Source organism: Marinobacter nanhaiticus D15-8W (assembly GCF_036511935.1).
Lineage (GTDB): Bacteria > Pseudomonadota > Gammaproteobacteria > Pseudomonadales > Oleiphilaceae > Marinobacter_A > Marinobacter_A nanhaiticus.
The window spans coordinates 3720224-3741416 of sequence record NZ_AP028878.1; the positions used below are offsets into that span (position 1 = coordinate 3720224).

General features: G+C 60.0%; 20 protein-coding genes. 11 read left to right on the plus strand and 9 right to left on the minus strand.

The window, feature by feature from the left end; translation table 11 throughout:
• Nucleotides 1-3: 3 nt before the first annotated feature.
• Both RE428_RS16695 and uca read left to right on the plus strand, forming a co-directional pair.
• Entirely contained in the window at nt 4-645 is a 642-nt protein-coding gene (locus RE428_RS16695) for an urea amidolyase associated protein UAAP2 (protein ID WP_004583078.1), read from the plus strand.
• Between the two features lie 104 nt (nt 646-749).
• Nucleotides 750-4337, plus strand: coding sequence for an urea carboxylase (uca, locus tag RE428_RS16700; RefSeq protein ID WP_004583079.1), 3588 nt, complete (start codon nt 750-752; stop codon nt 4335-4337).
• 32 nt (nt 4338-4369) lie between these two features.
• Here the strand turns inward: uca and RE428_RS16705 are convergent, their stop codons facing one another.
• The 4 genes from RE428_RS16705 to RE428_RS16720 form a co-directional block, all read right to left on the minus strand.
• Complete coding sequence (locus RE428_RS16705; protein WP_081614667.1) at nt 4370-5581, minus strand: SO2930 family diheme c-type cytochrome; 1212 nt, start codon at nt 5579-5581, stop codon at nt 4370-4372.
• A gap of 63 nt (nt 5582-5644) precedes the next feature.
• Entirely contained in the window at nt 5645-7135 is a 1491-nt protein-coding gene (locus RE428_RS16710; RefSeq protein ID WP_081614668.1) for a parallel beta-helix domain-containing protein, read from the minus strand.
• Between the two features lie 205 nt (nt 7136-7340).
• Nucleotides 7341-8357 (minus strand): helix-turn-helix transcriptional regulator, encoded by a 1017-nt coding sequence (locus RE428_RS16715; RefSeq protein ID WP_115840366.1) that lies wholly within the window; start codon nt 8355-8357, stop codon nt 7341-7343.
• A 196-nt stretch (nt 8358-8553) separates the two neighbouring features.
• Nucleotides 8554-8733 (minus strand): hypothetical protein, encoded by a 180-nt coding sequence (locus RE428_RS16720; protein ID WP_004583081.1) that lies wholly within the window; start codon nt 8731-8733, stop codon nt 8554-8556.
• A gap of 215 nt (nt 8734-8948) precedes the next feature.
• Between RE428_RS16720 and RE428_RS16725 the strand changes: the two genes are divergently transcribed.
• The 5 genes from RE428_RS16725 to RE428_RS16745 all read left to right on the plus strand — a co-directional run bounded on the left by RE428_RS16725 (nt 8949) and on the right by RE428_RS16745 (nt 13304).
• Nucleotides 8949-9380, plus strand: coding sequence for a type 2 periplasmic-binding domain-containing protein (locus RE428_RS16725; RefSeq protein ID WP_051079883.1), 432 nt, complete (start codon nt 8949-8951; stop codon nt 9378-9380).
• Between the two features lie 13 nt (nt 9381-9393).
• On the plus strand, nt 9394-9768 hold the full coding sequence (locus RE428_RS16730; protein ID WP_051079884.1) for a type 2 periplasmic-binding domain-containing protein: 375 nt from the start codon (nt 9394-9396) through the stop codon (nt 9766-9768).
• A gap of 125 nt (nt 9769-9893) precedes the next feature.
• Nucleotides 9894-10799, plus strand: coding sequence for a substrate-binding periplasmic protein (locus tag RE428_RS16735; protein ID WP_004583082.1), 906 nt, complete (start codon nt 9894-9896; stop codon nt 10797-10799).
• A gap of 117 nt (nt 10800-10916) precedes the next feature.
• Nucleotides 10917-11486, plus strand: coding sequence for a gamma-glutamylcyclotransferase (locus tag RE428_RS16740; RefSeq protein ID WP_004583083.1), 570 nt, complete (start codon nt 10917-10919; stop codon nt 11484-11486).
• Between the two features lie 237 nt (nt 11487-11723).
• Entirely contained in the window at nt 11724-13304 is a 1581-nt protein-coding gene (locus RE428_RS16745; RefSeq protein ID WP_004583084.1) for a hypothetical protein, read from the plus strand.
• 71 nt (nt 13305-13375) lie between these two features.
• Here RE428_RS16745 and RE428_RS16750 read toward each other — a convergent pair whose 3' ends face one another.
• On the minus strand, nt 13376-13828 hold the full coding sequence (locus RE428_RS16750; protein ID WP_004583085.1) for a DUF4124 domain-containing protein: 453 nt from the start codon (nt 13826-13828) through the stop codon (nt 13376-13378).
• A 129-nt stretch (nt 13829-13957) separates the two neighbouring features.
• Here RE428_RS16750 and djlA point away from each other — a divergent pair, with 129 nt between their 5' ends.
• From djlA to RE428_RS16770, 4 genes are all read left to right on the plus strand, one after another.
• A complete protein-coding gene (gene djlA, locus RE428_RS16755; RefSeq protein WP_004583086.1) occupies nt 13958-14731 on the plus strand; it encodes a co-chaperone DjlA in 774 nt (257 codons plus the stop codon).
• Nucleotides 14732-15019: 288 nt separating this feature from the next.
• Nucleotides 15020-15835, plus strand: coding sequence for a poly(ethylene terephthalate) hydrolase family protein (locus tag RE428_RS16760; protein WP_051079885.1), 816 nt, complete (start codon nt 15020-15022; stop codon nt 15833-15835).
• Between the two features lie 125 nt (nt 15836-15960).
• Nucleotides 15961-17007 carry a helix-turn-helix transcriptional regulator gene (locus RE428_RS16765; RefSeq protein WP_004583088.1) on the plus strand — a complete coding sequence of 349 codons (1047 nt, stop codon included), beginning with the start codon at nt 15961-15963 and terminating at the stop codon, nt 17005-17007.
• A 9-nt stretch (nt 17008-17016) separates the two neighbouring features.
• Nucleotides 17017-17892 (plus strand): lipase secretion chaperone, encoded by an 876-nt coding sequence (locus tag RE428_RS16770; RefSeq protein ID WP_004583089.1) that lies wholly within the window; start codon nt 17017-17019, stop codon nt 17890-17892.
• On the opposite strand, the gene lnt is transcribed toward RE428_RS16770, so the two are convergent.
• The 4 genes from lnt to RE428_RS16790 all read right to left on the minus strand — a co-directional run bounded on the left by lnt (nt 17834) and on the right by RE428_RS16790 (nt 21129).
• Nucleotides 17834-19414 carry an apolipoprotein N-acyltransferase gene (gene lnt / locus RE428_RS16775; RefSeq protein WP_004583090.1) on the minus strand — a complete coding sequence of 527 codons (1581 nt, stop codon included), beginning with the start codon at nt 19412-19414 and terminating at the stop codon, nt 17834-17836. The genes RE428_RS16770 and lnt overlap by 59 nt on opposite strands.
• The gene (locus tag RE428_RS16780; RefSeq protein ID WP_169334092.1) at nt 19411-19962 is read right to left on the minus strand and encodes a hypothetical protein; all 552 of its coding nucleotides are present in this window, start codon (nt 19960-19962) and stop codon (nt 19411-19413) included. Before RE428_RS16780 ends, lnt begins: the two co-directional genes overlap by 4 nt.
• Nucleotides 19963-20111: 149 nt before the next feature.
• The gene (locus RE428_RS16785) at nt 20112-20423 is read right to left on the minus strand and encodes an AzlD family protein (protein WP_004583092.1); all 312 of its coding nucleotides are present in this window, start codon (nt 20421-20423) and stop codon (nt 20112-20114) included.
• Nucleotides 20413-21129, minus strand: a complete 717-nt coding sequence (locus tag RE428_RS16790; protein ID WP_004583093.1) for an AzlC family ABC transporter permease — start codon at nt 21127-21129, stop codon at nt 20413-20415. Before RE428_RS16790 ends, RE428_RS16785 begins: the two co-directional genes overlap by 11 nt.
• Nucleotides 21130-21193 lie beyond the last annotated feature (64 nt).

The following is a 21193-nucleotide window of genomic DNA, read 5'->3' on the forward strand; positions in this document are numbered from 1 at the left end:
AAAATGATCCGTGAAAGCCAACGTCAGATGCTCGCTGCCCATTTCCGGCAGGTGATCCCCGCCGGCGATTACTTCATCCACAAGATTCGGGCCGGAGACACCTTTCGCATCCTCGACCTCGAGGGTAACCAAGCCGCCGATACCCTGTTCTACAACGCCGATGACCCGGCAGAGCGCTACAGCGCGGTGGATACGGTTCGCGAGAACGGCAACGTCTATCTCACCGCCGGGACCCTGCTCATGTCCAACCGGGGCAACCCCATGCTTGAAATCGTTGCGGACACCTGCGGTCGGCACGACACCCTGGGCGGCGCCTGTGCCAGCGAAAGCAATACGGTCCGCTATGCCCTGGACAAACGTTGCATGCATTCCTGTCGGGACAGCTGGATGCTGGCGATCAACCGCCACGAGGAATTCGGCCTGAGCAAACGGGATATCACGCACAACATCAATTTTTTCATGAACGTGCCGGTCACCGCCGAAGGCGGGCTGACGTTCGAGGACGGTATCTCCGGGGCCGGCAAATACGTCGAACTGGAAGCCAAGATGGACATCACCGTGCTGATTTCCAATTGCCCCCAGCTCAACAACCCGTGCAACGGCTATAACCCGACGCCCATTGAAGTGGCGGTCTGGTCGCAGTAAGCGAAGGCTCACATCGGTCCTGCCCATCGACAGGATCACCGCGGGGACGACCCTGCCGGACAGAACGTGAAGACGGGACGACCCGTCAGCTCAGGATCACCACCATGTTCACCAAGGTATTGATTGCCAACCGCGGGGCCATTGCCACCCGCATCATCCGGACCCTGAAAACCCTCGGCATCACCAGCGTCGCCGTCTATGCCGAGGTCGATGCCGATTCACTCCACGTGCGCCAGGCCGACGAGGCGTATTCCCTCGGGCCGGGTAACGCCAGCCAGACCTACCTGGATCAGGACAAGCTGCTGGCGATCATGGAACACGCCAAGGTCGACGCGGTCCATCCCGGCTACGGTTTCCTCAGCGAGAACCCGGCCTTCGTCGAACGTTGCGAAGCCGCGGGCATTGCCTTTATCGGACCCACCGCGCAACAAATGCGGGACTTCGGTCTCAAGCACACCGCCCGGCAACTGGCCGAAGATGCACAGGTACCACTGCTGCCCGGCACGGGGTTGCTGGACGATGTTGCATCGGCACAGGAAGCTGCCCGCACGATTGGCTTTCCGGTCATGCTCAAGAGCACAGCCGGCGGCGGCGGCATCGGCATGCAGATCTGCCACGACGACGCCAGTCTGCACCAGGCCTGGGACAGCGTGAAGCGTCTGAGCGCCAACAACTTCTCGAATGACGGGGTATTTCTCGAAAAGTACATCGACAAGGCGCGCCATATCGAAGTTCAGGTTTTCGGTGACGGCCGCGGCGAAGCCATCGCTATCGGTGAGCGGGACTGCTCTGCCCAGCGGCGCCACCAGAAGGTGATCGAGGAAACCCCGGCGCCGAACCTCCCCGACGATGTCCGTCACACCCTGCACGACACCGCCTCGCGATTGATGGCGGCCGTCGACTATCGCAACGCGGGCACCGTCGAGTTTATCGTCGACCAGGCCACCAACGCGTTCTACTTCCTGGAAGTGAACACCCGCTTACAGGTGGAACATGGGGTTACCGAGCAGGTATTCGGCGTGGATCTGGTGGCGTGGATGCTTCAGTTGGCTTCGGGTGACCTTCCTGCCCTGGAAGACCTGGAAAAGGAAACGGTACCGCAGGGCCATGCTATACAGGTGCGCCTCTATGCCGAGGATGCCAACAAGGACTTCCAGCCCTGTGCCGGCCTGCTGACAACCGTTCGCTTTCCAACCCTAGAGAACGGCCGGATCGACCACTGGATTGAAGCAGGCATCGAAGTACCGCCTTTGTTTGACCCGATGCTGGCGAAAGTGATCGTTCACCAGCAGGATCGCGAACGTGCGCTGCACGCGCTGGACGATGCCCTCGCCGGAACGGTGATCGAGGGCATCGAGACCAACCGGGATTACGTCAGGGATATCCTCGCGGACCCGGTCTTTGCCGAAGGCCGGATGACCACCCGTTACCTCAACGATTTCCGCTTCCAGCCAACGACCTTCGATGTGCTCTCGGCGGGAACCCTGACCACGGTGCAGGACTACCCGGGTCGCACCGGTTACTGGCCGGTGGGCGTACCACCTTCGGGGCCATTCGATAGCCTCAGTTTCCGCCTGGCCAACCGCCTCCTGGGCAACGACGACACCGCTGCAGGTCTAGAACTGACCCTCAACGGTCCGATATTGCGGTTCAACACGCCCACAGTAATCGCGCTGACCGGCGCCGATATGGATGCCACCCTAGATGGCGAACCCGCAGCCCGCTTCCGTCCGCTATCGGTCAACGCTGGTCAAACGCTCAAACTGGGTAAGGTACGGGGACAGGGTGCCCGGGCCTATCTCGCTATTGCCGGCGGCATCCAGTGTGAGCCTTACCTGGGCTCGCGCAGCACCTTTACCCTGGGCCAATTTGGCGGGCATGGTGGCCGAGCGCTACGGTCCGGGGACGTGCTCCATATCAAGTCCGGAATGACCGTGGGCAACGAAACCGCCCTGCCCCAGTCCATCCGTCCGGCTTTAAGCGATCACTGGACCCTGAGGGTGACCTATGGTCCCCACGGCGCTCCGGATTTCTTCACCGAAGAGGACATAGAGACCTTCTTCGGCACCGACTGGCAGGTGCACTACAACTCCAGTCGGACCGGTATTCGCCTGGTCGGGCCCAAGCCGCAATGGGCCCGCCGGGATGGCGGCGAGGCCGGCATGCACCCCTCCAACATTCACGACAACGCCTACGCCGTCGGCACCGTGGATTTTACTGGCGACATGCCTGTTATCCTGGGCCCGGACGGACCGTCACTGGGCGGCTTCGTATGCCCTGTCACTACGATCAAAGCCGACCTGTGGAAACTGGGCCAGCTCAAGGCCGGCGATCTCATTCGCTTCCAGCCCGTCAGCCTCGAGGAGGCCGACACACTGGCACTGGCCCAGGACAGGGGCGTGGCCGAATTCACGGTTTCAGATCGCACGGTGGATACGTTCCGGCCCGACACCCCCGTTCTAAAAAGACTCAGTGGCGAGCAGGCCGGTGTCGAGGTCGTCTATCGACCGGCCGGCGACCGATACCTGCTGATCGAGTACGGCCCGCTGGAACTGGACCTGCGGCTTCGCTTCCGAGCCCATACCCTGATGCTCTGGCTGGAAGACCAGAAACTGGACGGCATCCTCGAACTGACCCCGGGCATCCGCTCGCTCCAGGTCCATTTCGATCCGATGGTACTTCCCAGAACGCAACTACTGGACCTGCTGGAAGCAGCGGAAGAACATCTGCAGCAACAGAAAGACCTGGAAGTGCCGTCCCGTATCGTTCACCTGCCTCTGTCCTGGGACGACGAGGCGTGTCGACTGGCGATCGAGAAGTACATGCAGTCGGTGCGCAAGGACGCGCCCTGGTGCCCGAGCAATATCGAATTCATTCGCCGCATCAACGGGCTCGACAGTATCGATGAGGTCAAGCGCGTCCTGTTCGAGGCCAGCTATGTTGTGATGGGTCTGGGGGATGTCTACCTCGGCGCGCCGGTCGCCACGCCTTACGACCCCCGGCACCGGCTGGTGACCACCAAGTACAATCCGGCCCGGACCTGGACGGCAGAGAATTCCGTGGGCATCGGCGGTTCCTACCTGTGCGTCTATGGCATGGAAGGTCCCGGCGGTTACCAGTTTGTCGGGCGCACATTGCAGATGTGGAACCGTTACCGCAAGACCGCGGCGTTCGAAGAGCCATACCTGCTGCGGTTCTTCGACCAGATTCGCTTCTACGAAGTCAGCGCAGACGAACTCGTGCAGATCCGCCGGGATTTTCCCAAGGGCGACTACCCGCTGAAAGTCGAGGAAACCACCTTCAGCCTCAACGACTACCAGGCGTTCCTCGAAAAGAACGCAAACGATATCGAAACCTTCACGACACAGCGCAATGCGGCATTCGACGAAGAGCTGGAACGCTGGGTCGCCAGCGGTCAGATCAACTTCGAATCCCAGCAGGATCTCGCCGAGCATGAGGGCGATGGGTTACCGGATGGCATCCCGGTTGAGTCACCGGTCGCGGGCAGTCTCTGGCAGCTGTCGGTGGCGGAGGGAGACACCGTCGAAGAAGGCCAGACCGTCGCCATCCTGGAATCCATGAAGATGGAAATCGAGGTTGCGGCCCCGGTTGCGGGGAAGATTCTGGCGATCAGTCGCTCCGAAGGACAACAAATCGACGCTGGCCAGGCTCTCATGGTGCTGGAGAGGTGACAGGGGAGGCATAAAGCCTCCCCGAGCCTCCATCAAGGCGCAGGACAGGACAGCGAATCGAGGCTGTTAATCCAGGCTTCGATCAGTGCCAACCCTTCGTCATGGACAATCGTGCGCCCGATCTCGGGCATCTTGTCCCCCGGCTCGTTACTGGCCATTCGGAAATGCAGAATCGAAGTGGCCGCATCGCCCGGCACCACATCATAGCTCAGGCTACCGCCGCCGTAGGCCACCGGTTTCTTGCAAACGCCGTGCTTGGTTGGTTCGCTGGCATAGTCGCGCCAGTACTCCAGGTGCAGACCGGTATTGCTGGCACCCCCTTCCGGCCGGTGGCAATGGGCGCAATTGACATCCATGTAGCCCTTGGCCAGCGCCATCAACTCCGTATCGGACTTACCCGCTAGCAAGGTCGCGTCAATGTCGTTGTAGGCGGGAATCGTATCGATGGTATTCAGATCCGCCGGCACGCCCTTCAGGATGCCGGCTTGCTGCCAATGCGCAAGCTGGTTTTCGGCCCCCGAGGTGTAGTCGAGGTTCCGGTTCAGCAATCGTGCTTTGGGACCGATCGGCACGATACCGTTGGTGGCTCCATCGTTATATTGATGGCATTGCTTGCACTGGTTCTTGTCCGGCACCTGGTAGGCCAGGTCGATCTGGCTGCCGTTATGCACAGTGGAAACGTTCACCGTACCACCGGCCACCTGCAACTCGGCATCGGTAAAATCGTCATTCCAGATATAAGGTAAGGCCACCCAGCCGCTCTCGCGATGAATCAGCAGACGGGTTTCGACCAGGGTTTCGTTCTCCGGTCCGCGGAAGGCCGTATCCGCCGGGATCGAGAAAGTCTTGCTGATCACCGTCCCCACCGGGAACTCGAACGCCTCGTTAGCGCTGTATGTCGCCTGCGAGCCCTCCGGCATGAAGACGAAGCGATACTTGCTGGAATAATCTGTAAACAGCGGCGTAGTCAGGTCGTAAGGGATACCCGTGGCGTTTGGGTTCGCCGTGGGGTCTTCCGCATCGGCAAACAGACGGTAGCTGCTGAGGTACTTACAGTCCGCCGTATTGAGCGCGGCCTGGTTGATAGCGCCGCCCAGCTCGCCGCAAACGCCGCTTTCCTTTGAAGGACTGGTCGGTTCAGCGGTGTCGTCGTCACCTGAACCGCCGCCACCGCCACAGGCCGCCAACAGCAATGTGCAACCCAACACACCCAATGCACTTCGACCGGTCTTGTTAAAAATCATGGAATTCGACTCCTCGGCCGCCTCCGCTGGATTGGCAGCGGAGGCATGTTGATGCGGGGAAAATCAAAGCGCGCAGGACGCCGCGCTGGGATCACCGGTTTCGCTCGAACCACAACCGTAGGCCGTGCCATTGATCGTGGCGGAGGAGGCCGGTAACCGGGCTAAGGGCGTGCCACAACTCAGCAGACTGCTCTGCGTGGCCTCGAAGAACAGCCGTGGCTGGGGTGTCATCGAGCCGCCGAAGTTGGTCGGATCAGTGGGATCGGTGCCATAGACCTGGCCATAGCTCACGTTTCCATTGCTCTCCGCGCAGATCATGTCCGCCGGGCCGAAAGGTGCTCCGGTCGTATTCGGATCTACACCGGCGTTGGCCAGCAACTCGCCCAGACCGTCGTAAAGCACGGCGGGAAAGGCGCTATGGGTCACCAAATAGCCGTTGATGATGTCTTGAATAAACGCCCCCTCAGGTGCAGTACTGGATTCCGAAATGGCGTTGTCATGGACGTGGATATTGCGGGGTACAGGCTTCCAACCGTCATCGATCACCGGCGCATAGGTCGGATTTGCATAACTGAGCTGATCATCCGCGAGGTAGTAGGAACTGATCGCCACCGAAGTCGTTTTATGACCGCTGATGGTGTTGTTGTAGATCTCCACATCGCTGGTCGACAGCACGATCACACCGGTGCCCGGCGGCACGATATGCACCCCCGCGGGATTGGCACTGGCGTTGGCAAAGTTCTCGGTGTTGTTGTCGGTGACTTCATTGTCGAAGACCCGCACCGTGGAGCCATACAGCCCGTTGCCGATCGGTAGGTCGAACACCAGGATCCCGCCCGTGTTACCGGTGGCAACATTGTCGTAGACATCGGCGTTGGTGGAGTTCTCGATTTCGATACCTGCGACGTTCTCTACCGCCTCGTTACGCCGCACGACGATGTTGCTGGACTGCCCCACGTAGACCCCGGCGTCCGCTGAGCCGCGCACGTAGGAATCCTCGATCAGGATGTTCTGGCACTCCACTGGGTAGAGGCCGTAGGCACCGTTGTTTTCGTCCAATTCGCCCTCCCATACCGTGGCGACGGACTGAATATGGATGCCGTCGGTGTCCTTGAGCTTGATGGCATTGTTCGCGGCCTCGTAGACACCGATGTCCTTGATGGTGATATTGCTGCCGTTCTGGACGAAAATGCCGTCACCACCCGCCGAGCCGGAGAAGTCGAGGATCGTCTTGTCCATGCCGTAGCCCATGATGGTGATGTTGTTCACCGGCGTGCCGTCACCATCGGAATCCGCGTCGAAGGTCAGGGTATCAGCCATATCGAAGCGACCTTCGGGGAACACGATCACCGCGCCGGATTCGGCGTTGATGAAGGCTTCCTTGGCATTCTGGGTCAGGTTATCCGAGGCCAGCATGATCGCCCCGATGGGAAACTGGGATGAAGTGTCTGGATCGTCGTCGCTATCGGAGCTGCCGCCGCAGCCAGCCAGACTCACGACCAGAAGCAACGCACTGAATGCCATACCGGCTTGAAACGCTTTCTCTCTTATCATTGTTATCCACTCCCTGTTCTTGTGGTTATACCGGGGGTCCGGATATGTCCAACTTAGGAAGCGGTCAGGGAAGCCGCGAGCGAAAGCAGCATGCAGATCCCTCAAGCCACTGTGCAATTCCTGAAATCCCTTGGGAGGCAGGCGCTATAAGGCCTATGCCGGAACCCTGGAATCGATGTGCAAAAGATGAAATTCCAGGATCTGATCAGTTGTCTGCGGGTACCTTGCCGCCCGCCTGCCGGTACTCGGTCGGGGTCATAGCAGTGATTTCCCTGAACGCCCGGTTAAATGAGCTGAGGGTGCGGTAACCCACATCGAGGGAAATATTGAGGATAGGCGTTTCCGGCTCGCGCAGCAGACGGCGGGAGGCATCGGCGATGCGCAACTGGTTGATGTAGTCGTTGAAGTTGCGGTAACCGAGGGTCTGGTTGATGACCCGTCGCAGGCGGTATTCCGGAATCTCCGTTGCCTGAGAGAGCATGGCCAGGGTTAGTCGCTCAGTGCGGTAGTACCCCTGCTCCATGGTCCGCGCCAGCTGCAGGGCATCGGCGCCCTGCTCGACACAGGGCCGGGAAGGCGGATTGGCTGCAGGCATGCTTTCCGCCTCGGTCACCTCCAGCACTCCCTGGCGCCCCTGGATCAGGAAAGACGCCGCAAGAAAGGCTGCGATTGCCGTAACGAGCCCTGGCATAAGCTCATCGGACCACCCCATATTGAGCGTCACCGCTGCCCAGCCCACGGCACCACCCACCACTAACAGGATGAACAACCGCGCCCGGCGGCGTGCCTCCACCAGATCATCCCGCCAGTGGGACACCACATGCCAGAAGCCCCGTAGCATGATGGCATATTCGAAGTAGCGTCCCAGGCTCCAACCCAGGAAAACGCCTGGGGCGAACGGGTCGTCAGGGCCCACGAATGGCCGTGCGACGGCAGGCGCAATAAAGCTATAGACCGCCATTGCCCCCCAGATGCTTATCAGTTTTGGCCGACGGGCGAAGGTGAGCTCGCACAGTAGCCAGAAAAGCCCCGGCAATGCGGTCTGGATATCCGAGGTAATCCAACGCCATTGGGGATCGACCAGCGGATCGAGCAGGAACGCGACGGACGTGAGGACAATGAGCAGGAAGACACGGCCGATCCAAGAATGCCGGAAATCGCGCAGGATCACGACGCTCAGCAGACACAGGCAACCGAGGCCGAAGCCGGTCAGCAAATGCACGGAAGAACCTTTAGTTATTCTTGTGGTGGTGTCCCTCAAGTCTATGCCGCCGGTAAAAATGATCAAGTGTCACGAAACGGCTCTGTGTTTGCCAACCAGAAGCAGTGTCTGCCGCACCGGCTGACGTCCGATAACGTAGAGGGGAAGACTGAACGGCGCCGGGATAAAAAAAAGCCGCATAGCCGGAGACACCGATCTAATGTGACTTGACCTTCTGCTTGCCACAGCGCTCGCACCGATAAACAGTCACCAGCTTGCCAGCTTTGACGTCGAACTCCTTGTCCTTGCAGACCACCCACTTGTGGACGTCATGTTGACAAAGCCCCTTGCGGGGTTTCTTCTTTTCCGGTCGTTTGAAGGGAAGGATATCGCCCATAGCGGTTCACTCACGGTTGTACCGATATTGAGCATACCGCCAACCGCCCTGCTCGGGAAGCAAGCACATCGCTACCCATCAACACTAAAATCGTTAAACAGTGCAATCATTTAAAAAGCTACAGTGCCAATCCGCGCCGCACCTGCTAGCTTAAATAAGGCAGGATGCATCATCGAGGCTACCAGGGACGCTAACCGTGAGTTACGTTCTTTCCTATGCATTCATTGATGCCGCACCGTCGGGTTCTGTGCAAAGCCACACCACTTCGCACCCTGCTGGGCCTGACCCTGATGGCCAGTCTAACCCTGTTCTTCAGCCCGGTTATGGCAACCGGAACTGTCCGCCTGACCAACGGCGACTGGGCACCCTATCTCAAGCGCGAAGCACCGCATGGCATCATCGCCGAGATTATCGAAGAAGCCTTTGCGGAATCAGATACGGCCGTACACTGGGGATTCTTCCCGTGGGCACGGTCGTACGCCCTCGCGCAAAAGGGCATCTGGGATGGCTCCGCAGCCTGGGCTTGTACGGCCGAGCGGGCACCCTATTTCTACTTCAGCGACCCCATCATTCCCGTCAAGCTCGCCTTCTTCTACCGGCGTGAACGAGCCTTCGACTGGAAAAGCCCTGCAGAAGGCAATCGCTGATAGCCTGATCAAGGTGGAAGTTGCGACCTCTGACGAGATCAATTTCCGCAAGCTACTGGCCGGCCGGATCGACCTGTTCCCAATCGATGTTGTGGTCGGGCGCCGCCTGTTGGCCCGTCATTTCTCACCGCAGGATGTGGAAAAGCTGGCGGTCCATCCGCGGGTCGTCTATGCGACCCAATTGCACCTGATGCTCTCGAAGCGGGTGCCCGGCAACGCTGTGCGCATGGAACGTTTCAACCAGGGCCTGGCAGCTATCCGCCAACGTGGCCGCATCGACGCGATTCTCGACGACGCCGCCAGCGATATCCCCTATCCGATAGAGCTCTACGAGGATGAGCCGGCGCCCGCCGACTGCGAGTTCGAATCCCTCGACGGCAAAGTGTGAGCCGCGAAACGTTAAATAATGTAAGGATGGCACGCCGCCAGGTGCGTCACCCCTGATCTGCTGTTAGCCTAATCGACGTTTGGCTGTTCAACCTTTAAATGGCTGCAGGGATGCAATAACCACGCATGAGCCATCGAACTGGCCCCAGTGCCGGGGCGTGTCTGATCGGGCTACTTCTGTTGGCCGCCGCCAGTCTTGCCTTTGCAAGCGGGCCGGTGCGCCTGACCAATGGGGATTGGGGGCCCTACCTCGAGCCCGACCCGCCCTATGGCATCGTCAGCCAGATTGTCGAGGCGGCTTTTGCCGAGAGCGATCTTTCAGTCCTCTGGGGCTTCTTTCCCTGGTCCCGTTCCTACGTACTCGCCCGCGATGGACAATGGGACGGCTCGGCTGCCTGGTCCTGTAGCCGGGAGCGCTTCAGGGAGTTTTATTTCAGCGACGCCTTGCTACCGTTCGACTATGTCTTCTTCTACCGCCAGGGTCGGGCCTTCAACTGGCAAACGGCCAACGACCTCAAAGGCCTGAGGATCGGACTGACCCAGAACTATGTCTACGGCGACGTAATCCAAAAGGTCAAGGAAAGCGGCCTCGCCAAGCTTGAGGTAGCCACCTCGGACGAGATCAATTTCCGCAAACTGCTGGCCGGCCGTATTGACCTGTTTCCCATGGATCCCATCGTCGGCCGGGACCTGTTGGCCCGGCAGTTCAGCCCGGAACAAACTGAAAGCCTGGCGATACACCCCCGGGTGGTTCACTCGGCCAACCTCCACCTGCTGCTCTCCCGTCGTGTGGCTGGCAATGGCCGCCGTATGGAGCAATTCAACGCCGGCCTGGCAGCCTTACGCCAACGTGGCGATATCAAGGCTATCGTCGACACCCTTCCCTCAGGCCCAGCCCACCTATCTGTAAACTACGATCGGCAGCGGCTGGCCATACGCTGCGAGTTCGATATCGAGACAGTCACGGTGGGTTCGGCGTTGAATAGCGAAGGACGTGTCTCGAAATCCGGCAGCACACACGACATCCAGTAGGTTTCGACTCCCCAAACCGCGGGTACAGGGCCGCCCATTCTTTCCCCATCCCCTCAATGTTATGCTTGATACGGAGGAAGATCATTCAACCATTCTCGTCCAAGTCGGCAAATACCCGTGTCTGCAAATACGATCGATATCAACCGCCAACGCCATCGCTTCGACGGTCGCGAATCCGTATGGCTGTTCGGCTATGGCTCGCTAATTTTCAAAGCGGACTTCCCTTACCTGGAGCGCAAGCCCGCCTCCATCCGCAATTGGGAGCGGCGTTTCTGGCAAGGGTCCCACGACCACCGCGGAACGGTCGAAGCACCCGGACGGGTGGTCACGCTGATCGAGAACCCCGGCGCCCTGTGCCGCGGGATGGGCTACCTGATCTCACCGGATGTGTTCGACCACCTGGATATCCGGGAGAAGAATGGCTATCTCCGATTCAGCACCACCCTTACCTTTGACGACGGCGATGAGACTGAAGGACTCGTCTATATTGCCACGCCAGAGAATACGGCCTTCCTCGGTCCCGCCCATGAGCGCGATATAGCCCTGCAGATCGCCTCGGCAACCGGCCCGAGCGGTCCCAACCGGGAATACCTGGTGCGCCTCGCCGAATCCCTGCGCGAACTCTCCGCCGTGGATGTCCATATCTTCGATATCGAGCGCTACCTCGAGGAACACGCGACCGATTGAGGCCTCGGCGGCGCCGGGTGACATGTATCCAAATACGGCAAGAACGTAAATTTTTGTGAGGGAAATCACACTGTAACCGTTTGGTCATCTGCCTTCGCTTCAATGCCCTTTTCAGGAATGTCTATTCCCTAAAAGCCCTTTCTTAACAAGATACTGCGCCCTCGTACCGGGAACGCTTGTCCGGCGAAGGTCGGTTTCTGTTGTTGCAGGGCTCAATAATCGATAAGGGCTCTGATAATGTCTGCGAACGCTTCTCTTCTCGTCGAAATGCTCTGGCGCCTCAAACGGGGTGCCGACCAGGGACAGTGTCCTGGTGTCCAGTTCATCCACCTGAACAACCTGTTGCGGGATGTCGAGTACCGTGAGGACATCCTCAGCCGGATCGAAGCCGGCGGTTCCGATGAACTCAAGGCACTGGTGAAGGAAATCCGCGAGGCGGATAACGGCGAACCGCTGATGGCAAAGCCCCGGAGCCAGCGTTACGAGCCCCGAGAAAAGCAGCCCAGGTCGCCTCGCAGCCGCGGTTTCAAAACCGCCGCCTGGGCATTCCCGGTCGTGACTGCGGCGGCCGTCATCGTTGGTTTTACGGCGTTCGAGAACAAGACCGTGCGGATCGGTCAGGACATCGTAGCCGACACCACCTGGGAGGCTGGCAAGACCTACGTACTGGAAAAGACCATCTACGTCGAACACGGCGCCAGCCTTACCATCGAGAATGGTGTCACGATCCAGGGCGAGCGAGGCTCGGCATTGATCGTCACCCGCGACAGCAAGCTTTTTTCCCGCGGTAGTGCAGACAGCCCCGTTATCTTCACCAGCGCCCAGAACGAAGGTCAGCGCAAGCGTGGCGACTGGGGCGGCGTCGCCCTGCTAGGCAAGGCCCCGGTCAACCAGCCCAATGCGGCTATCGAAGGCGTACCGGAAGGCGACGCCCGCGGTCAATTCGGTGGCACAGACCGTCAGGACAGCTGCGGCGTGATGCAGTTCACTCGCATCGAATTCGCCGGTTTCGAAGTCTACAAGGACAATGAACTCAATGGCCTGACACTGGCCGGTTGCGGCCAAAATACGATTATCGAGAATGTCCAGGTGCACCGCGCCCTGGACGACGGTATCGAGATGTTCGGTGGTCAGGTAGACCTGAAGAACATCGTTATCACCGGTGCCGGCGACGACGGCCTGGACTGGGACTGGGGCTGGACCGGACGCGTCCAGTTTGCCGTGATCCAGCACCATCCGGATGATGGCGACAATGGTTTCGAAGGCGACAACAACGGCGACGATCACAATGCGCGTCCGCGTTCCGAGCCCACCTTCTACAACGTCACGATGGTAGGCGGCGGTCTGTCTGCCAAGAAGCACCGGGGCATGGTGGTTCGTGAGGGTTCCGGCGGCCACTTCCACAACATGATCATCGACAGCTACGGCATCGAGGCCATCGATCTGCGTGATGAAGTCTCGGCACTGATCGGAGCGGGCACCCTGGAGTTTTCAGGCAACATCGTCGCCAGCACCGGCAACCTGGGCCAGAGCGCCGATGAGCAGGGCGATACCAATGACGACTACGGCTTCGACGAGAAGGCCTGGATCCGCTCGTCGCAGAACAATAATAATTTCCGGGTGGAAAGTGCGATGCTGGCTGCCGCACGAAACGTCAGCTCGCCCAACTTCCAGCCGATCATGACTTCACGCCAGATGCAGGCGGTGGCGCCACCGCAGAGCGAGTTCTTCGACGAATCCGCCATTTACCAGGGCGCCATCAACCCGATTGCGGATAAGAGCTGGCTGGAGGGTTGGACAGCGTTTCCGGAATCCTGATCGGGCCGTTCGTCGGGACCCAGCCGGATCGATACGGCTGGGTCATTCCGTTCTCTCATCGGAACGATTTGCTAACCGCAATGCTTCTCGTACTTCTCGCGGTACTCACGCCGGACGCGGTCCCCGGTTTCGTCGTCGAGAAACACTCTCTCCCCCTCTTCATTCAGCTCATAGAAGAGGGAAACCCGCTCCATGTGCTTAAGCTCGGCGAGCATCTGCTGGCACGCCTGTTGGCGCTCGGCTTCGCGGGTTTTCTGTTCCGCCAGTGCCTGCGCTTCTTTCTCCCGCTCTTCCTGGCGGCGCTGGAAGAAGTTGTCGAGTTGCTCCATGCGGGCCGCGTGATCCTCGCCATCGGAATTCAGCTTCCGGGGCTGCTGGATACGCAATTCCCGAGCCTTCGCCTCCTGCGGTGGCCGATCTCCGAAATGAACACGCCCCTCGGCATCGGTCCACTGGTACACTTCGGCGCAGAGTTGGAACGGCACAAACGCCAAGGCCGATAATACAAGCACTCTGTTCAACATTTTCTTCCCTGACCCATGTTCTGCCGGCGTTTTAGCCGCTATGTATCAACTGCTTATCGACTGGGTATCAACTGCACATAAACGTATCGTAACGCCCGTCATAGCAAAAAACACGATAGGATTCGCGGCATGTTTCTCGCAATCATTTTTGGTGGCCTGATCGGCTACAGCTTCGGACGCTTCCCCGGCCTGCTCATCGGCGCTGTGGCCGGCTATTTTCTCGCCAAGGCACTCACCCGCAAATTACGCCAGGGCCTCTTTCAGGTCCAGTCCCAGTTCCTGGAAAGCACCTTTTCGGTGATGGGCGCGCTCTGCAAGGCCGACGGTGTGGTCACTCGGGACGAGATCCAGGTGGCCGAAACCCTGTTCAGCCGCCTGCGCCTGTCCGATGCCCAGCGTGAGACTGCCAAGGCGGCGTTCCAGCGCGGTAAGGCAGCGGACTTCGATCTGGAGGGTGAATTGGAGCAACTGCTCCGCGTTACCCGCGGCCAGAGGGCGCTGCTCCAGATGTTCCTGCAGGTGCAGGTCTCAGCGGTGGCGGCCGACGGTGAGGTCCATCCAGCCGAGCACCAGATGCTGTTGCGCATCGCCCGTAAACTGGGCATCCCCGAGGCCCAGGTTGAACAGCTCGAAGCCATGCTGCGTGGCGCCCGCGGCGGTGCAGCTAGCGGCGGCCCAAGCACAGGCCAGCAATTGGCGGACGCCTACAAGGTACTGGGGGTTTCCGAATCCGCCAGCGATGCTGAAATCAAGAAGGCCTACCGCAAGCTGATGAGCCAGAATCACCCCGACAAGCTGGCCGGCCGGGGCCTGCCGGAGAGTATGCGGGAAATGGCCGAAGAGAAGACCCGGGAAATCAGCCACGCCTATGACGTTATCAAGGCCGCCCGCGGCACGGGCTAGCTAGCGTCCGACTCTCACGGACAGCGGAGGCGACGGTATTCGATCGCTTCCCGCTGGAGCGGCCGCTCTCTTTCCGGTTTGCACGCCTTACCCGTAAAACGAGCGCCCCATTCGCTGTATATTTTTTATACGCAACCTGACCTTCCAACTCCCCCGCAATTCCGCCTTTCCCGTCATAGCCGGGCCGTAAACCTGCTCCCTAGAATCGCAGGTGTCTTGTTCGGTGTATTGGTAGCGAGACGAAAACAACGCCAAAAACTCTCGAATGACATCAGGGAAGGAACAACAATGAAACTGCAAGTCCTTAAAACAACGTGGGTTGCCAATGCTGCTGCCGCTGTAGGAAGCATTCTCCTGTCTACCGGAGCCCTCGCGATGACACCGGGCGGCGATTCCCTTGCCGCCTATGCCGAGGATGGGCCGTTTGCGACGACCAGCCAGTCCGGTGGCTTCTCCTGCACCATCTATCGTCCGATCAGCCTGCAGGACGACCATCCGGTCATCCTTTGGGGCAACGGCACCGGCGCGTCGCCATCGACCTACGGCAGCGGCCTGCGGCACTGGGCCTCCTGGGGATTCGTTGTGGCTGCTGCCAATACCTCCAACGCCGGCTCCGGTGAAGAGATGCTGGACTGCCTGGACTACCTGCAAGGGACCAGCTATGCCGACCAGCTCGACTTTTCCAATGTGGGAGCATCCGGCCACTCTCAAGGCGGCGGCGGAACCATCATGGCTGCCCGCGACAACCGCATTACCGCTACAGCGCCGGTGCAGCCCTATATCCTTGGCCTGGGTCACGAAACTTCCTCCCAATACCAGCAGACCGCGCCGATGCTGTTGCTTTCCGGCTCCGTCGATACCCTGGCCGGCCCTACGCTGAACCAGGCGCCGGTCTACCGCCGTGTTGATGTTCCCGTATTCTGGGCTACGCTCAGGGGAGCCAGTCACTTCGAGCCGGTTGGTAATATGGGTGACTTCAGGGGCATCACCACGGCCTGGTGGCTCTACCAGCTGACAGGCGACGCCGATGCTGCGGACCTGTTTACCGGCCCCTGCGAAGTGTGTGGTTTGAGTGACTGGGACGTCGAGCGCAAGGGACTGTAAGAGATCTCTTCCGGATCCGGCATCACTGCCGAACCCGTCTCAACCAGAACGGCCGTGTTCCTGTGGGGCACGGCTGTTATGCGCTTGCCAATAACAACAAGACATGAGCAGCCAGGGAGGCTTCAATGGATTTCGATGCCAAGCTCATTCCCCTTCATCGCCACCCTCTCGGTTTTATAGAAGCATTCTGCAGCCTGGGCGCGAGGCAGGAGGAACTTCTCAAGGGCACGGGTATTTCCCCAGCCACCTTCGATATGCAGGAAGTCTATATTAGCTACAACCAGATCCATGCGTTGATACGCAATGGCATCCGGCTGTGTCCGCTACCTGCAGTCGGTGTCCATGTTGGCATGCGCTTTGACTGGTGCTTCTGGGGGCCGGTCGGCTTTGCGGTATACTGCAGCCCGAGCCTCAAGGACGCCGCCGAAGCTTTCAAACGCTACATGGTTACGGCCCAGCCCTTCTACACTATGGTTGCCTCACAACCCAATGCTTACCTGGATGCTGACAACCGGGTGGTGGAACCGCTCGACTACCCGACCGCCGACGACCGTGACCCTATGGTCAGGCAATTCATTCACGAATTCCGGCTCGCAGTAAGCCTGCGTATCTGGGATATGTGCGGCAACAAATCTGTGGACGATCCATCGATCCATGTCCGCCTCACCACCCCCAAGCCCGAGGATACGTCGCTCTACGATTCGCTCCCCTGCACGTCGATCACCTTCGACTGTGACGAATCCAGCATCTCCGGTCAGATCGATTTCGCCTTCAAGCGTTTTCGGTTGCTGCGACTGAGGACATTCGAGCGCCTCGTGCGCCAGTGCGAACGGGAGCTCAGCCGGATGCCGGCACACGTAACCTTTGCAGACCGCGTCCGTTGGCATATCCGCGCCCACTTCAAACCGGACATCAACCTCGAACAGGTCGCCACCCAACTCAGCATGACGCCCCGCAGCCTGACCCGTCGCCTGGCCGGAGAGAACGCATCTTTCCGGCGGATCCTGCATGAGGTCAGAATGGAGATCGCGTCCCACCAGCTGCGGTTTTCCCGGCTAAGTGTCGAGGATGTCTCCGAGATCACCGGTTTTTCCTGTGCCTCAAGCCTGCGCCGGGCCATGAAGAACTGGACTGGCACGACTATTAGCCAGATCCGCGAAGCTGTTGCCTGAGGAACGGCTATGCTCCGCTTCAATACAAAGTTCCAAAGCAACGCAAAGCGTACCGAAGTAAAGCTCAGACGCGATCAACGACAGCGGACCTTCAAGTTTAGTCTGGCCATAGCGGTCCCATTGGCCCTGCTGATGGCGGCGACCTTCATTGGTTTGAAAGCAACCACGCCGGAGAACGCCACTCCACTTCAAACCCAAACCTCACCGCAAGGTACGCAATCACCGCAACTTGAAAAGCCGTCCGAAACCGGCGGCGTGTCGCCCAAACCTACGGCAGGTGTCACCACTCATTTACCAAGTAAATACATCGAGCTGCCGGCTCCTTCCTCTGAGCGGCACGTCTCCCAGACAGAACAGGACCCCGTTTTCAAGCTGGACGACATCGCCACGGCCCTGAGTCGCATCAAGCTCGATGACGACGGCCAGATCCTGGTCGACCGGCAAGTCAGAACAGTGCTGGAAGCTGCATTCATGCAACCGAAAACACCCGTAGACGAAACCCGTTTCGAAGAGCTCAAGACTCTGATCGCAGGGGGGCTGGATGGTGAAGCGGGACAACAGGCCGCTGCCATGGCTGAACGTTTCTATCGCTATAGCAATGCCTATCGGGAAGTGGCGGACACCTTCGGTCACCACGGCGCGCTACAGAACGTTGAAGCCGATTTCGAGCAACTCAGCCGCCTGCGTCGGACTTATCTCGGCGACGAACTCAGCGATTCGTTGTACGGCGAGGAAGAAGCCCTGATGCGCTATACCCTGCAAAGCATGCGTATCCAGACCGACGGGAAACTGTCACCAGAACAGAAACAGGTGCAGCAGGAACAACTCAGGAAGCGGGTGCCGTCGGCGTTGCTCGGCGCGCCGGAACAAGCCAGCCCGCCCTGAACAGGGTCGCAAGCAGCGCGCCATACAGCACGCTACGGAAAAGCCAGGGGAACCGGGTGAATAGACTGTCTACCCCGGACGCCGCCACCGGGATATCGACCCAGTAACCGGCCTCTTCACCGTAGGCAGACTGGAACAGGCGCTGGCCATTGGGCAATACGACCGCCGAGGGGCCGTTGTTCATCACATGCAACAGCGGCGTCCGATTTTCCACGGCACGAAGCACCGAGGCATTGAGATGTTGAAAAGGCTGCTGCGTGGGGCCGAACCAGGCGTTGTTGGATACCGTGACCAGCAACTCGCCGGGGCCACCACCACGGGCCGCATCGGCCACAAAGTAGGGAAACATCGCCTCGTAGCAGATCAGCGGAACCACCTGCATGCCCTTGAGCGGAAACCGGGCCGGCCCTTCCCCGGCCGATACATGGCTGAAAAAATCCCCCAACTCTCCCCGCACCCAGCGCCGGGCTTCCGGGAACACCCCAAGGAGCGGCAAGTACTCGCCAAAGGCGACCCGCTTGGTCTTGCGGTAATGGCCCTGGTCACGCCCCTCGTCATCGATAAGCACCGCCGTGTTGAACTCCGAGCGGCTGTGGGCGTGATTTTCCCGCTCCATCGCCTGGAACAGCAACGCCGCCTGCATCCGGTTGGCCGACCGGCGGAAGGCCTCGGCAACGCGCGGTTCATGGAAATAGGAATTGAACCGGGCCTCGGGCCAGACCACCAGCCCGGCACCCGCGTCGGCAAGTTGTTCCGACAGGGCAAGCGCGCGCGGGTAGCTCGAGCTATAGCCGGCCGCCGGCGGCCGCTGATCCACGCCTGCCGGTACGTTTTCCTGCACAAATCCGACACGGCGGGTCGGCCACTCCGCCAGACGGGCGTCCCATAAACCGAGACTAACCAAGCCATACGCTAGCCAAGCCAATGGCAGCACCGCCGCCGCCCAGCCGATCCGGTCGCGCTGGGCCGGAACCTGCCCGGCCAACCAGCGGAATAGCAAAACGTTGACCAGCGCGATCAGCGCATCCAAACCAAGTACGCCGGTCAGGGATACCGCCTGCAGGGCGGTCAGGAACAGACTCTGGCTTTCGCCAAGCTGGGCGTGGAAGAGCATCGGGAAATGGCCGAAGAACAAGGCGACGAGCATTGGGAACAGCAGGAGGTCCGACCAACCGGTCCGGCGCCTGAGCCACTGGAACACCAGTGCCAAGAACGCCGGCAGCTGTGCGCTGTACAACCAGAAGAGAGCGGAGAGCAGAAAGGTTACGAACGGGCCAGGCGCCCAGAGCTGCCCGATAAAACCGACGATCCACCAGGCGCCGACACCATAGAGCGCCAGTCCACAGATCAGTCCCAATAGGTAGGCCTCGGCCAGGCGTTTGCCCCGCAAGGCAAACAACAAGGGTACGAAACCCGCCCAGCTCAACAGGAACAGCTCGCTGTGGTTGTACGGCAACGCCAGCAGTACACCCGCACTTGCGGCCAGGAGGCTATCCGTGGCGAGTAAACGTCCCTGACTCACCTTGTACCCTGCCCTAAAGACGCCGCGCTTGAACCGCCTCCACCCATGGCCCGCTGCATGGCGTTCTGCTGATGGAACAGCGCACGGGCGTTCGAACGCCCGAAGTGGGCTGCCTGAAGATATTCAAGCTCGGTCAGGGTCAGCGGAGAGGAGAACCGACGGCGCGCTTCGCGGTAATCGGTATAACGGAACAGGAACTCCGCCAGCTCAGCTCCCGCCTCGGACGGTAGTCCTTGCTGCAGCAGGAAACGAATACGAGCCCGGGTTTCGGCAGGTATGGGCGACGCCATACCCTCTGCACTCGCCTCCAACGCGGCAGCGGTCCGGGCATCGACAATGAGGTCCCCGGAAACCGTAAGTGGTGCCCGCTCCATCAGCCGATCCAGCACGCCCCAGTCCACCATTGCGCCCGAGCCATCCCAAGGCGCCAATGTAACTCGCCCCACTAACCCAGCCGCATTGTGTCCGGGTGTCAGGACCGCCGCAGCGCAGACGAAGATCGCCAGAAGGATCGGAGGGATAAACGCCCCAGCGCGGGAAGACGACATCGCTTGGACATCCATTTTTGCCAATAGTGTGATGCGTCATGCTAACACCGGCCAGACTCGCGGACGCTAACGCCAGATACCCACCACATCATCCAGGTGGAAACTGAAGTTACAACTCCATGAAAAGACGGGCTTCGCGTTGCGGAAGACTAGAGAAAATAACGCGTGGCGGCCGCCGCGAGGATACCGCCGGCGATGGCCGGCAGCGGCTTGTGCAGCACCAGCATCAGGATAGCGGTGGTCGCCAGCGCCAGTTTGGCCCCGAGGTCCCCGGTAAAGGCCATTGGGGTCAGGATGGCGATCAGCACCGAGCTCGCCATGGTATTGATGAAACTCTCCACTCGCGGATTGATGGTGACGAAGGACATCAGGAAAGGCCCGCCCCAGCGGGTGGCCAGTGTCACCAGGGCCATAATGGCGATGATCAGGATAACCCCGAGGTGAGTGGTCTCAATGCTCATCGGACTTGTGCTCCAGCCAGAAGAAGCCGACTGCACCGCCGGCAAGCGCACCGACCACCACATGGGTATGGGGCGGCAGCCACCAGTAGGCCATCATCGCCGCCGTGCCGGCTACGATCCAGGCCACGATGACCCGCGGATTCTTGCGCCCGCCCAGGGCCATGGACAGCAGGAAACAGCCCAGCACCATATCTAGACCCAGACTTTTGGGATCCTGCAGCAACCCGCCGAAATAGACACCCAACAACGTACCGATCAGCCAGGCCATCCAGAGCACGACACCGCCACCAAGGATAACCTCGAGATTACGCCGGCCGTTCTGGTAGTCCTGGGCGGCGACAGCCCAATTGGCGTCGGTGAGCACCAGCAAAATGCCATAGCGCTGTGCGGTCGGCATCTGACGCAGCATGGGATAGAGCGAAGCGCCCATCAGCAGGTGGCGGGAATTGATGGCGAAGGTGATGGCAATCAGCGGCAGCAGGGCCACCTGGTCGCCCCAAAGTTCAAGAGCCGCGAACTGCGAGGCGCCGGCAAAGACCAGCACGCTCATCAGCGTCCCTTCCAGCGGAACGATCCCTTTCTGCACCGCCGCCAAACCGAAGGCAGCACCGAATGCCACCACGAATAACGAGATGGGCAGCAGCCGGAGGAACTCGGCACGGACCTGCGCGGGATCGAGCCGGTAGGTCGCAGGGGAGGTCGTCATCGACGTGATCGATTAAAGGTCATCACGGCACGCTAATGAAACCTGTGTAGCCTGCGTATAGGTA